Source organism: Corynebacterium sp. S5S1 (genome assembly GCF_001913985.1).
In the GTDB taxonomy this organism is placed as follows: Bacteria; Actinomycetota; Actinomycetes; order Mycobacteriales; family Mycobacteriaceae; genus Corynebacterium; species Corynebacterium marquesiae.
On record NZ_MKXT01000024.1, the window covers coordinates 21,872 to 35,085 of the forward strand.

Sequence of the window (13,214 nt, forward strand, 5' to 3'; positions counted from 1 at the left end):
ATAATTTACTGCCTTGAGGTTCACAACGTGAACCTCATGCGCCATAACTTATTGGCAATGGGGGCAGAAATGGGTGGAACGCCCTGAAATTACGCAGCGCTCCAAGGGCGTTCCGCAACGCTGACAGGGCTGGCCAGCCCGCCCATACGCGGCCAAGGACCGCGAGAAGTATCCCGATTCGCCGTTCACATTAACGTACAAGGAATCGAAGCTCGTGCCACCCACTTTTAGGGCGGCGGCCATAACCTCTTGGGCCGCTTCGAGCAGGGCTATGGCATCCTTTTGCCGCAACGTCGATGCCCTTTTGCGGGGCGGAATCTGTGCCGCCCACAGGGATTCATCGGCATAGATATTGCCGATTCCAGAAGCCAAGGTTTGATCCAATAGTGCGGTCTTTACTGCAGTTTTCTTTGCCCGCAGGCGCCGTGCGGTAGCCACAATGTCAAAGTCTGGTTCCAACGGGTCAATGCCAATGTGCGAGATCTTCGCCCACGGTGCATAGAGCCAATAGCCAAAGGTGCGCTGGTCTACAAAGCTAAGCTCTACCCCACCGCTTAGCTGAGCACTAATGCGCAGATGCGGCGAATCGGTCGTGCCGATTCGAACCTGGCCCGACATGCCTAAGTGGACAAAAAGGACGTCGCGGTGGGAATCCATGAAATCTTCGCCCACAAATTCCAGCCACATAAACTTGCCTCGCCGGGCCACAGCGGCGATCTCTTTACCGACAAGAAGACCGGAAAGTGGCTCATCTTGGCCACGGTTGGCACGCGGGTGAAGGACGTGCACAGACTCAAAAGTCCGCCCCACCACGTGGGGCTCAAGACCCCGGCGGACGGACTCGACTTCCGGCAGTTCCGGCATGCTTAGCCTTCTTTATGCGCAGTGCCCTGTACCAAGAGAGGAGTCTCACGCAAAGTCTGGCACGCCTCCTGAGCCGCTTGCTGCTCGGCCAGCTTCTTATTGTGTCCCACTCCATTGCCCACGGTTAGACCAGCTACGGTAGCTACCGCGTTAAAGGTTTGGTCATGTTCTGGGCCGGTGGAGGTAGCCGAGTAGACCGGCATCGGTGCCTTAAGCTCGGCGCACAGCTCCTGCAAAGTGGTCTTCCAATCCAAGTGGCGGCCGCTGACAGTGGCATTTTCGATTTTTTCCGCAAACAAGCGCAGGATGACATCTCGCGCAGTTTCGAATCCATGCTCGCGGTAGATAGCGCCAAAGATTGCCTCGGTGGTATCAGCAAGGATGGAATCCTTATCGCGGCCACCAGTGGATTGCTCGCCCTTACCCAACAATATGTGCGGGCCGAGGTTTATCTCACGAGCAATATCCGATAGTCCGTAGCGCGAGACGATCGAAGCACGCATCTTAGAAATATCCGATTCAGGACGAGAGGGATAAGTGATGTAGAGCTGAGAGGCCACCGACAGGCCCAGCACCGCATCGCCCAAAAACTCCAAGCGCTCGTTATTAGGCAAATGCCCATTCTCATTGGCAAACGACCGGTGAGTAAGCGCCAAACGCAGGTGTTCTGGCTGCAATTCCACGCCGAGCGATTCCAACAATGGGCTGTGGTCTACTGCAGCAAATTCAGCTGCCAGTGCCTCTTCCCCGGTTAGCTTCTTTTTGCGGCTCATAGGAACTTCTCCAAACCAGCCCAGCGGGGATCGACCTTATCTTCCTCTTCTTCACCAGAAATACCGGTGGTCACCCCTTCAGGCGTGTCAATCTCACAGCCGTCCTCACACACCGGCGCGAAGGGAAGGTTGAGGCCTGCCTCATCGATCACGGCCTGCAAAAGGTCCAACTCATCATCCTCGATCTCCGGAATCTCATCTCCGGAGCCTTCATCATCGGCTGCAGGGTCATCGCCAGAGACGAAAGATTCATCGGCAGCAAAAACCTGCGTGACGTGCAAGTCCAGCTCTGGGTGCAGTTCCTTCAAGCACCGGGAGCATTCCCCTGTCAGCCGTCCAGATACGTTGGCATCCACCAAGACACCTGCACCTAGAGGGGTCAAGGTGGCGTCTACAGTGAGCTCCTCGCCCTTCGGAATGGCGATCATCTCGACGCCGATCCTCTCAGGTGCGGGGCCGGTCTGGGTACGTTGCTCCGGCAGTGCGTCAGCGCCTTGGGCGTTCAATAATTCGCCCACATCGAACTTCAATGGTGATGTCATAACACTAGGTAGTCTACCTTGCCCCGCAAACTCCGCCTAGCGGCCAACACAGGCAAACTTTCTGTCAAGAGTCTGTCGTTTAAAGTAAAAGGGCCTATGCCTTTCCGGAATAGCCTTTCCCAAGCCAAAGCCGTCTTTAGTGTGGAGACATGACTTACCACTTGGCGCTAGCTTCCCCGGATCCACGCAGCATCGCACTCGGATTCGCCATGTTTAGTTGCCTTCCTGCCGCGGTATTAACCATTGCCGGCACGCTCGTGCACGCCACTCCACAGCCGGACCGTTCAGGAATCTATGGCGCTCGTGGGATTCGCCTTTTTACTGCACTCATCTGCAGCATCGTTGCCGGTTTGGTAGCTGGCACCATCCTGGTATTGCCCACTGGCATGGACCTTTCGGTGCTTACCGGCGCACTCATCTTTTCCCTAAGCGCAGGCGCCATTACTTGGTTCTCACGGGAGACCATTCCTACCGCGCTTATTTCTGTAGGCACGATGCTAGTTGCCACAGGTGCGTTAGTGAGTATGTGCGCCGTGTGCTTTCCGCAAAACTTTAGGGATAGTTCTTTGACGTCACTGTCTTCCTATTTCTTTACCGCACTCGTTGCATTCCTTTTCCCCGGCTTAGTGACCACAATCATTGCAGCATGTATGGCCGTCCAATCCGCCGCGCCTGCGCATCTCACCTCGAGGGAAGAAGGCAGCGCCACGTCCACACACACGCCGTTAACAGCTACTCCCCATGCAGCAAATACTGCAGTGCCCACCACACTGCCGCGCTCCCGCACAACCTCCTGAACTACCCGCGCTGGTAGGAAAACATTAAGGCTCTGGTGGGTGGGCAGACGGTGTACGACAAACCGTCTGCCCACCCACCAGAGCCTTTAGCCGTGCCTGATATAAGGGACCAAACCATCCCTCACCCCTCAAGCTCCAGAGCCCAGTTCCATCCAGGAAATGAAGCTTAAAGGGCAGAAAGAATTTAAAGGTTTAGCGCTCGTTATAGCGACGCTCGTATGCCTCGCCTTCTGCGTAACGGGGGCCTCCCGCAACGCCACCGGCACGACCCGAGGGCTGGTAGTCGCCGCCGCGGGAACGGACGCCGGCACCGCCGCGCAGTGCAGAGCGGTCAGAGCTTACGGTGCGCAGCAGCCCATTGAGGGTGGTTTCAAATTCACTTAGCTTGCCGTCTACAAACTCATCACATTCACTGCGCAGACGGTTGGACTCGGTGTGGGCGGACTCCACAATGCGGTGTGCTTCCTCATCAGCGCGGCGGACAACTTCCGATTCCGAAACCATACGCTCTTGCTCAGCACGACCTTCTGCAACGGAACGTTCATATTCATCATTGGCCTGAGCAATGGTGCGGTCAGCCTCCGCGCGGGCCTGTTCCACCATGGACTGAGCGCGAGCTTCAGCATCAGCCACTAGCTTGGCGGCATGCTGTTCTGCGTGGGAGACCGTAGCATCCGCCTCCTCGCGAGCATGGCCCACGATGTCATCGGCCTGCGCATTAGCGTCATTGATGGTCTGGTCCGCACGCTCTTCGGCGCCGTGCAGGATTTCATCCTGCTTATCCAAGACATCCTGCGCGTCATCAATTTCAACGGGCAGGGCGTTTCGGAGATCGTCGAGAAGCGCGAGCATTTCATGGCGCGGAACCATGCAATTAGAGGTCATGGGGAGGCTATGGGCCTCTTCCAAGTGCTGGACTAGTTCATCTAGGGACTCAAAGACACGGTACATGCTGCGAATTTTACATGCCCTCACGTGCCAGACGTGGAGGCCACGCACCGAGTGTATACTGCAGATTTCACTTCCAGAGCCGATCATCTCCAACTATCGGCCCGCGCACGGAATTAATGGCGCTTCTAAAAAGCCACAAGCTCCCCTTCTCCTCTATACAAAGGCAGCGCAGAGGGGGAGCTTAAAAGTAAAAGCGAGCTACTAAATGACGCCCTGTGCCAGCATGGCGTCCGCTACCTTCTTGAAGCCAGCAATATTTGCACCGGCGACGTAATCGCCTTCACGGTCATATTCTTTAGCCGTGCTATCGATGTTTTTAAAGATATTGGACATGATCGAATGGAGGCGATCATCGGTGTATTCAAAGGACCAGGAGTCACGGGATGCGTTTTGCTGCATTTCTAGCGCAGAGGTAGCAACGCCACCAGCGTTGGCAGCCTTGCCCGGCGCGAAGTTGATCTTAGATTCCTGGAAGACATGGACCGCCTCTGGGGTAGACGGCATATTGGCGCCTTCGGCTACGTAGCGAACGCCGCCGTCGACGAGCTTCTTTGCGGATTCACCATCGAGCTCATTTTGCGTTGCGCACGGCAAAGCCACGTCTGCCTGTACTTCCCAGATATTTCCTCCCTGGTGGAATTCCACGCCGTTTCCAGCTTCTTCGGCATAGGTGGAAATACGTTCACGGCGGGTTTCTTTGACGTCCTTGAGCAGTTCAATGTCCACGCCATTAGGGGTGGTGATGTAGCCGGAAGAATCAGACATCGCAACTACGGTGGCTCCGAGCTCTTGGGCCTTAGCTGCGGCGTAGATGGCCACATTGCCAGAACCGGAGACGATAACCTTGGCGCCGTCGAAAGACTCGCCGTGCGTCTTCATCATCTCATTGGTGAGGTAGACCGTGCCAAAGCCCGTGGCCTCGGTACGAACCAGGGAACCACCCCAGGTCAATCCCTTGCCGGTAAGGACGCCAGATTCGTGCTGCGTGGTCAGGCGGCGGTACTGGCCAAAGAGGAACCCGACTTCGCGGCCGCCGACGCCGATGTCACCGGCTGGCACGTCGCGGTATTCGCCAATGTGGCGGTGCAGCTCCGTCATAAAGGACTGACAAAAGCGCATGACCTCTACCTCGGACTTGCCCTTGGGGTCAAAGTCAGAACCGCCCTTGCCGCCGCCGATGGGCAGGCCGGTAAGGGAGTTTTTGAAGATCTGCTCAAAGCCGAGGAACTTGATGATGCCCAGGTTGACCGAGGGGTGGAATCGGAGACCTCCCTTGTAGGGGCCGAGCGCGGAGTTGAACTGAACGCGGAAGCCGCGGTTGACCTGGATTTCGCCATTATCGTCGATCCATGGCACGCGGAAGATGAGCTGGCGCTCAGGCTCGCACAGGCGCTCCACCAAGCCGTAGTCCGCGTACTGCGGGTCTTTTTCCAGGACAATTTTCAGCGAATCCAGGACCTCAGAAACCGCTTGGTGGAATTCTGGTTCTCCCGCATTGCGCTTGAGCAATTTGTCGTAGTACTCAGAGATTTGGCTATCTACTGACATGGTGTGCATTCCATTCTGTGGACTTGTAAGAACAGATACCAGTTTCCTATCACACTACCGATAATGCAAGCAGGTTCGAGGGTTTAGGTAGATACATAATCCCTTTTACCAGCGACAATAAACATAGATATTTTCTGTAGTCCGTTCGAATCTTAAGCCACGCAGTGTCCCATCGTGGGCGGGCTTTATAATCACGGCATGCATATTGTTGTCGCCCCAGACTCGTTTAAAGGCACCGCCTCCGCGCCCGAGGCCGCAGCCAGCATTGCTATGGGAGTACGCCAGGCGCTTCCCGACGCCACGGTGACCACCCTGCCTATGGCCGATGGCGGCGAGGGCACCGCTACCGTCCTTGCGCAGGCAGCAGCGGCCGGCGGACAATCCGCCGAGACCATTACCCTGCCCACTACCGACGCCATTGGCCGCTTGACTCAGGCAAGCTATGTTCTTGCCGGAACCACTGCGTTCATTGACGTCGCCTCTGCCACCGGGCTGCCCGCCGTGCAGGGCAGCCTTGATCCGCTCCACGCCGATTCCTATGGCACCGGCGTGCTGATCGCGGACGCAGAAACACGAGGCGCTACCTCGATCGTGCTGGGACTAGGCGGCACCGCCAGCATTGACGCCGGGATGGGCGTCCTCACCGCATTCGGCGCCGCCGCGCACGACGCCCGCGGCTATGCCCTGCCCAAGGGCGGCGCTCCTCTCGTTCAGCTGGACCACATCGATACCGCGCAGCTCAATATCAAGGCCGGCATGCTCGACTTCACACTGCTGGCAGATACCCGCGCTACCCCAGTGCAGGCGGCAACCATGTACGGCCCCCAAAAGGGAGCTAAAGGCGAAGAAGTAGCGCTGCTGGCCGGCGCCATGCTCCAAGCATGCGAGGTTACCGACACCGATGCAGACTCCGAATATTATGGCGCCGCGGGTGGCCTTCCCATTGGCTTGTCCTGGCTCTCGCGCACCCTCTGGGGCTCAGACGAACACGTGCGCGTCCTATCCGGCGGCACGCACGTGGCCGCAGCACTGGGCCTTCCGGAAAAGATCGCCGCTGCCGATCTCGTCATTACCGGCGAGGGCCGCTTTGATGAACAGTCTCTGACCGGCAAGGCAGTCGGAACCATCACGGATCTCGCCCGACAAGCCGGAACTCCCGTGGGCATTATCGCCGGCTCCTTCGAACACGACACCGACGCCTACTGCGCTCCCCTTAGCCAAGAAGGCTCGTTGGCCCAGCAGCTAGCGGCGGCCGCCGGGGACATCGTCAAGCAGCTCTAAGGCCGAATGGACAGTGACCACGGGAAGATAGCGGGCCGCTCATGTGCCAGCTCGTCTTCAAGCAATACGTGGTCCTTGGGCAGCACTGCATGCGGGGTGAGAAGGCGCGAGAGCACCATGCCCAGCTGGTTGACCGAGCCACTCACGCCCGCCACCGCAATGTCGTAGCGGTGCACGCTCGCGTCCTCAAGGTCGCGGTCCTCATGCTCGTCGCGATAATTTTGCCGCAGCTGCTCCTCCAACCCCTCTGGAAACTGCGGTGCCTCTGGGCGGGTAACGTCAGCTGAGGAAAGTGAACCGCTCTCCACCAGCTTGTCGGTGGCGGTGGTAAAGATTTCCGCGACGCGCTCTGCTTGCGCGTTGGGAACCAAAACATCAAATTGAATAACCGGCATAGCGCCAACCCTACCCAATCCCTAAGGTGTGAAACCATGTCTGATTCTGCCCGCATCGCCCAGCTCGCCACTTCCCAGGAAGCCGATCTGGGGTGGCAGCAGGACTTTTACGAAGACCTGCACCGCCACCCCGAGCTTTCGCATGAAGAGGAGCGCACCGCCGGTCGCATCCGCGCCAAGCTCGCCGATTTTGACTGCGAGGTAGTAGAAAACATCGGCGGCTTTGGCATGGTCGCTATCTTCCGCAACGGCGATGGGCCCACTGCTTTGCTGCGCGCAGACTTCGATGGGTTGCCTGTCGAGGAAGCCACCGGCGTGTCCTATTCCGCCACTAATGGAAAGATGCACGCCTGCGGGCACGATATGCACACCACGGCGCTGCTGGGTGCCTGCGCGCTTCTCGATGCCTCTCGGAGCTCCTGGTCCGGCACCTTCCTCGCCCTTTTCCAACCGGCCGAAGAATCCTCCGTGGGGGCTAAGGACATGTTGGCCGATAACCTCATCGAGCGTGTGCCTCGTCCCGATATTTGCCTAGGACAACACATCATGCCCGGCCGCGCCGGTACTGTGCGCCACACCGCAGGCCCCATCATGGCCGGCTGCGATTCCCTGCGCATTCGCGTTTTTGGAAAATCGGCCCACGCTTCCATGCCCCATAACTCCATCGACCCCACGTATATCGCGGCCATGATCGTCACCCGCCTCCAAGCTATCGTGGGCCGCGAAGTTGCCCCACACGAGTTTTTTGTCATCTCTGTAGGCGAGCTACACTCCGGCGATAAAAACAACATCATTCCCGAATCCGCCGAGCTCGTGCTCAATACGCGCTATTACGATCCCGCACTCGCGGAAAAGGTCTATGCCTCCCTCGAGCGCATGGTCAAGGCCGAGTGTGTGGCGTCCGGAAGCGAGCAAGACCCGACCTTTGAGTACTACGCTCACGGCGAGGTCACCGATAACGACGCCACGGCCCACGCACCAGTGGCCGAGGTTTTCGATGCCGCCTTCGGCCCCGATTCGGTCATCGCCGCCCCTTCTACCGCCTCTGAGGACTTTTGCTATCTACCACAAGCATGGGGCGTACCTTATGTCTTCTGGCACATCGGCTGTACCCCGGAAAATGAGTTAGAGGATCCGCCTGTCAACCACCAGGCGACCTTCCTGCCGGACTACGCCCCGACCGTCTATGCCTCCACCCGGGCAGCATATGGTGCGGCATTGACCTACTTGGCAAAGCCCTAGGTACCCGGCGCGCCTTTCCCTACCTCCCTGCACGGCTGCGCCAATCCTATTAAGCTGGCAGGCGTTTCGTGACTTCCCACTAACTTAAGGTTTCACATGAGCCAGCCACGGCACTCTGTTTTCGAATCCACCGTTCCCTCCCATGTTCGTGCGGCCTCCGGTGTGAGCCCGCACAGCGCTTCCTACCGCAAGTTCTGGTCGGGTCTATCCGGCGCCGTCATGGAGCAGATCGCCGATAATTGGGAGCGCACCCGTTCCGCCTACGCTGCCACCCGCCAGCAGCACTACTTCTCCGCGGAGTTCCTGCAGGGCCGCGCGCTGCTCAATAACCTCACCAACTTGGGCTTGGTCGACGATGCCAAGGCAGCGGCCACCGCTGCCGATCACGAGCTGAGCGATGTCCTCGAAGCCGAACACGATGCCGCACTCGGCAACGGTGGCCTCGGCCGCCTCGCCGCCTGCTTCCTCGATTCCGCTGTCACCCAGGACTACCCCGTCACCGGTTATGGCCTGCTCTACCGCTACGGCCTGTTCCGCCAGTCCTTTGAGAATGGCTTCCAGAAGGAACAGCCTGATGCATGGATGGAAAACGGCTATGACTTCATCATCCGCCGCGCCTCCGAGCAACGCCATGTCCACTTCGATGACATGGACGTGCGCGCCATTCCCTATGACATGCCTATCACCGGCTACGGAACCGATAACGTAGGCACGCTACGCCTGTGGAAGTCCGAGCCCATCGCTGAATTCGATTACGACGCCTTCAACTCCCAGCGCTTTACGGAGGCCATTGTCGATCGCGAACGCGTCATGGATATCTGCCGCGTGCTCTACCCCAACGACACCACCTATGAGGGCAAGGTACTGCGCGTTCGCCAACAATACTTCTTTGTCTCCGCATCCCTGCAGACCATGGTGGATAACTACATTGCCCAGCACGGCGAGGACCTCACCGGTTTTGCGCAGTACAACTCCATCCAGCTCAATGACACCCACCCAGTGCTCGCCATCCCAGAGCTCTTGCGCATATTGCTCGATGACCATGGTCTGAGCTGGGATGCGGCGTGGAAGATCGTCACCGAGACCTTTGCCTACACCAACCACACCGTGCTCGCAGAGGCCCTGGAGAGCTGGGAAGTGTCCATCTTCCAAAAGCTGTTTTGGCGCATCTGGCAGTTGGTGGAGGAAATCGACCGCCGCTTCCGCGAAGATATGGCCAACCGCGGCCTAGATCAGGGCCGCATTGACTACATGGCGCCGGTATCCAACGGGCACGTGCACATGGCCTGGATCGCCTGCTACGCCGCCTACTCCATTAACGGTGTCGCCGCCCTGCATACCGAGATCATCAAGGCCGATACGCTGTCCGAATGGCATGAGCTGTGGCCAGAAAAATTCAACAATAAGACCAATGGCGTCACCCCGCGCCGCTGGCTGAAGATGTGCAACCCCCGCCTAGCAGAGCTGCTCACCCAGCAGGCTGGTTCCGATGCGTGGGTTACTGACCTCACCCAGCTGGCCAAACTCGCCGATAAGGCCGACGATACTGACCTACTGCGAGAGCTCATTGCCATCAAGCGGGCCAATAAGCGCGACTTTGCGCAGTGGGTCAACGACCACCAAGGCGCTGAAGTCGACCCTGATTCCATCTTTGACGTGCAGATTAAGCGCCTGCACGAGTACAAGCGCCAACTGATGAACGCCCTCTACGTCCTCGACCTCTACTTCCGCATCAAGGACGAAGGCGAAACCGTGCCGAAGCGCACTTTCATTTTTGGTGCCAAGGCCGCGCCGGGCTACGACCGCGCCAAGGCGATTATCAAGCTCATCAACACCATCGCGGATCTGGTCAATAACGACCCAGCCACCAAGGACATCATCCGCGTCGTCTTCGTAGAGAATTACAACGTCTCCCCCGCCGAACACATCATCCCGGCCGCTGATATCTCCGAGCAGATTTCTGTGGCTGGCAAGGAAGCCTCCGGCACGTCCAATATGAAGTTCATGATGAACGGCGCGCTGACCTTGGGCACCATGGATGGAGCAAACGTGGAAATCGTCGAGGCGGTCGGCGAGGACAACGCTTATATCTTCGGCGCCCGCAATGAGGAGCTGCCGCAGCTGCGCGCCGAGTACAACCCGGGCGAGCTTTACCAGAGCTTGCCAGGCTTGGCCCGCGTACTGGATGCGCTTGTCGACGGCACCTTGGGCTCCGAAAATGCCGGGCTCTTCAGCGATCTGCGTGCCTCGCTTCTCGACGGCTACGGCGAACACGCACAAGACCAGTACTACGTCTTAGGCGACTTTGCCGACTACCGCGAAACCCGTGACCGCATGGCTGCCGAATACGAGGCAGACCAACTTGCCTGGGCCAAGAAGGCGTGGCTCAATATTTGCTACTCTGGCCGCTTTTCTTCCGACCGGACCATCGCGGACTATGCCAACGAGGTCTGGAAGATCCAACCAACTCCGATTTCCCAGAGCTAAGAAAAGTCCTGCCCTCCGCTTCTGCAGCTGAGGGCAGGACTTTAACGTGGCGTTAGGCCTACTTCCGTTTGTTTAGCGCAGGCCGACGCGCTTTAGCTGCTCATAGATGGGCTTTAGGTCAATATTGAGCACACCCATCTGCGTGGCTAGGAAACCGAGTCCGCCAACGACAGCGCCCAAGATTCCTAGGCCTGTAGCTAGACCTGCGGCAAAGCCCTTGCTGCTGCCTTCCTTGCCGGCGTCATCGGACGGGTTGGCAGCGTCTTCTGGCTGCTCTGGGTCGTCTGCTTGGCCGGTGCCATCGTTCCACCACTCATCAAAGGTCAAGTTGGCTACCAGGGTGTTGTCAATGTAGTCACCGCGGACCAAATCGGTCCCAGAGATACGGGCCATGATGTCCTCGGAGCCGGCGCCCTTGAAGAAGAATGGCACCAATTGGTTGGTGTGCTGCCCGGAGTACCAACCGTGCCGAGCGACCTTGCCCTTTTCGCCTTCCATGGCGTTAAAGCGGTCTTCCGCATCAGGGTTGTCGTCCGTCGCTGCCTCATTCGCACCGGATAGATAACCGGTTTCGTGATCCGCGGTCACGACGAGCAAAGTGTCCTCCCACGAGGAGTTCTCCTCTACCTACTTGATGGCAGCATCAACCGACTTATTAAAGTCCTGAGTCTCCTCGATATCGCGCACTGGGTTATTTCCGTGGCCGGCCCAGTCGATGGCACCGCCCTCAATCATGATGGAAAAGCCATCCTCGTCCTGTCCCAGCGCATTGAGGGCGCCAGTCGTCATGGTGGGGAGATCGACGACGTCGTTAAGCGGGTCAGAGTACGGAGCCTTTGCCTCGCCCGAGCGGGAGTTCTGCAACGTGGAACCTACCTGCGCGATACCCCAATACTTCTTCTACGGCTTGACGTCACCTTGCGCCATCTTCTTGAAGTCATCGTTGGACTCGAAGTAATTCCAGTCGGTCTCGCCTCCGGAAAGCTTGGCGTAGTCGTCCTCGTACATGAAGCTATAGTCAGGAGTATCGACCTTCTGGTGGTCATTATCGTAGAACGGGTGGCCAGCGGCCATGACCAAGTCGAGGGCGCTGCCGAGCATCTCACGGCTAATGTCCTGCAGCTTATCGCGGTCCTTGTTGTGCGCGGCCCACGCCGCCGGAGTGGCTTCGGAATAGAGAGTGTCTGATGGTTTGTGTGTGGGTACCTAACCTGCATGAGGAGATGGACCAGAATGACTACTGTGGCGAGACGAGATCCGGCTGATAAGGCCAAGATTGATGCGATTGAAAAGAAGCTTCTTGCTAACCCTGAAATCGCGAAGCTGATTGATGACCTAGGCACGTCTACAACGGATGCCAACGACCTGGTTCGCGGCATGTTGCAAGCCTCGATTACCAGGGGACTCAACGCTGAAATGGATGCCCACCTGGGCTACGAGTCTGGCGACAGGAGCGCTAAAGCTGCAGCTAGAACAGACAATCACCGCAACGGGTCGTATCCAAAGACCGTGGATTCTAACTACGGGCCAGTTACCGTTGATGTGCCGAGGGATAGGGCTGGCACATTCTTGCTGACTATGGTCCCTAAAGGCTCGAGGAGATTGACCGATGTCGATGACATGACCGTTAGCTTGTACGCCGGTGGGATGACAATTAGGGACATCCAGCACCATATGGCAACGGCGATGCGTGTTGATATTTCCCATGAGACGATTTCTGCGGTTACTGACGCCGTCCTCGATGAGGTCATGGTCTGGCAAAACCGCCAGTTAGATGAGTTTTACCCCCGTGGAGTTTCTGGATGCGCGGCGCATTAAAGTCCGCGACGGCGGCTGGGAAGTCAGTAAGTCCGCGTACGTGGCAATCGGTGTAGACCTAGACGGTATCAAACACATTTTAGGATTGTGGATCGCCAAGGAAGAAGGCGCTTCATTTTGGGCGCAGGTATGCGCCAATCTTTCCAATCGTGGTGTCAAAGACGTCTTTATCGTCTGCTGTGACGGGCTGAAAGGCCTACCAGAAGCAGTCGAGGCAACCTAGCCAAACTCTATGGCCCAAACCTTTATCGTGCACCTGATTCGCGCAGCTAACCGATGGGTAGCCAACGGGGATCGTCGGGGTGTATCGGCCGCGTTGAAAAAGATTAAACCGCTAGAGACGAGCCCACAGCTCAGGCTGCTTTAGACGAACTTGAAGCCTCTGAATTGGCAGAAAAGTATCCACGCTCAGTCAATGTCTGGCAGGACGCGTGGGCGCGGTTTGTCCCGTTTCTGCAGTTCCCACCAGCAGCTAGGAAGGTGATCTATACGACGAACTCCATTGAATCTTTTAAC

The 13,214-nt window shown here is 57.8% G+C and carries 13 protein-coding genes and 1 pseudogene; 5 read left to right on the plus strand and 9 right to left on the minus strand.

The annotated features are described in order from the left end of the window. Positions 1-48: 48 nt before the first annotated feature. Genes mutM through BKN05_RS09120 form a run of 3 tightly spaced genes read right to left on the minus strand, consistent with a single transcriptional unit; the run spans position 49 to position 2,179 of the window. Positions 49-864 carry a bifunctional DNA-formamidopyrimidine glycosylase/DNA-(apurinic or apyrimidinic site) lyase gene (gene mutM, locus BKN05_RS09110; RefSeq protein WP_049378304.1) on the minus strand — a complete coding sequence of 272 codons (816 nt, stop codon included), beginning with the start codon at positions 862-864 and terminating at the stop codon, positions 49-51. Between the two features lie 2 nt (positions 865-866). After that, positions 867-1,637, minus strand: coding sequence for a ribonuclease III (gene rnc, locus BKN05_RS09115; protein WP_049378305.1), 771 nt, complete (start codon positions 1,635-1,637; stop codon positions 867-869). Continuing rightward, positions 1,634-2,179 carry a YceD family protein gene (locus tag BKN05_RS09120; protein WP_049378306.1) on the minus strand — a complete coding sequence of 182 codons (546 nt, stop codon included), beginning with the start codon at positions 2,177-2,179 and terminating at the stop codon, positions 1,634-1,636. Before BKN05_RS09120 ends, rnc begins: the two co-directional genes overlap by 4 nt. A 149-nt stretch (positions 2,180-2,328) precedes the next feature. Here BKN05_RS09120 and BKN05_RS09125 point away from each other — a divergent pair, with 149 nt between their 5' ends. Beyond that, complete coding sequence (locus BKN05_RS09125; protein ID WP_049378307.1) at positions 2,329-2,976, plus strand: hypothetical protein; 648 nt, start codon at positions 2,329-2,331, stop codon at positions 2,974-2,976. Positions 2,977-3,168: 192 nt separating this feature from the next. Here BKN05_RS09125 and BKN05_RS09130 read toward each other — a convergent pair whose 3' ends face one another. Next, positions 3,169-3,927 carry a DivIVA domain-containing protein gene (locus BKN05_RS09130; protein WP_049378308.1) on the minus strand — a complete coding sequence of 253 codons (759 nt, stop codon included), beginning with the start codon at positions 3,925-3,927 and terminating at the stop codon, positions 3,169-3,171. 201 nt (positions 3,928-4,128) lie between these two features. Then, positions 4,129-5,475, minus strand: coding sequence for an NADP-specific glutamate dehydrogenase (gdhA, locus tag BKN05_RS09135; RefSeq protein WP_049378309.1), 1,347 nt, complete (start codon positions 5,473-5,475; stop codon positions 4,129-4,131). Between the two features lie 198 nt (positions 5,476-5,673). Between gdhA and BKN05_RS09140 the strand changes: the two genes are divergently transcribed. After that, positions 5,674-6,756 carry a glycerate kinase family protein gene (locus tag BKN05_RS09140; RefSeq protein ID WP_286688487.1) on the plus strand — a complete coding sequence of 361 codons (1,083 nt, stop codon included), beginning with the start codon at positions 5,674-5,676 and terminating at the stop codon, positions 6,754-6,756. Here BKN05_RS09140 and BKN05_RS09145 read toward each other — a convergent pair. Next, positions 6,753-7,151: a hypothetical protein gene (locus BKN05_RS09145; protein WP_049378311.1), complete on the minus strand. Its 399-nt coding sequence runs from the start codon at positions 7,149-7,151 to the stop codon at positions 6,753-6,755. The two genes, BKN05_RS09140 and BKN05_RS09145, sit on opposite strands and share 4 nt — an antisense overlap. A 36-nt stretch (positions 7,152-7,187) precedes the next feature. On the opposite strand from BKN05_RS09145, the gene BKN05_RS09150 reads away from it, so the two are divergent. Then, positions 7,188-8,393, plus strand: coding sequence for an amidohydrolase (locus tag BKN05_RS09150; protein WP_286688488.1), 1,206 nt, complete (start codon positions 7,188-7,190; stop codon positions 8,391-8,393). A gap of 96 nt (positions 8,394-8,489) precedes the next feature. Further along, positions 8,490-10,880 carry a glycogen/starch/alpha-glucan phosphorylase gene (locus BKN05_RS09155; protein WP_286688489.1) on the plus strand — a complete coding sequence of 797 codons (2,391 nt, stop codon included), beginning with the start codon at positions 8,490-8,492 and terminating at the stop codon, positions 10,878-10,880. Between the two features lie 72 nt (positions 10,881-10,952). Here the strand turns inward: BKN05_RS09155 and BKN05_RS09160 are convergent, their stop codons facing one another. From BKN05_RS09160 to BKN05_RS09170, 3 genes are read right to left on the minus strand one after another with little or no spacing between them, the layout of a single operon-like run. Beyond that, positions 10,953-11,468 carry a hypothetical protein gene (locus BKN05_RS09160; protein ID WP_239661088.1) on the minus strand — a complete coding sequence of 172 codons (516 nt, stop codon included), beginning with the start codon at positions 11,466-11,468 and terminating at the stop codon, positions 10,953-10,955. 39 nt (positions 11,469-11,507) lie between these two features. Beyond that, entirely contained in the window at positions 11,508-11,744 is a 237-nt protein-coding gene (locus tag BKN05_RS09165; RefSeq protein ID WP_239661089.1) for an alkaline phosphatase, read from the minus strand. A 36-nt stretch (positions 11,745-11,780) separates the two neighbouring features. Beyond that, positions 11,781-11,981, minus strand: a complete 201-nt coding sequence (locus BKN05_RS09170; RefSeq protein ID WP_239234729.1) for a hypothetical protein — start codon at positions 11,979-11,981, stop codon at positions 11,781-11,783. A 132-nt stretch (positions 11,982-12,113) separates the two neighbouring features. On the opposite strand from BKN05_RS09170, the pseudogene BKN05_RS09175 reads away from it, so the two are divergent. Next, positions 12,114-13,214: pseudogene (locus BKN05_RS09175) on the plus strand (IS256 family transposase); the annotation flags it as partial.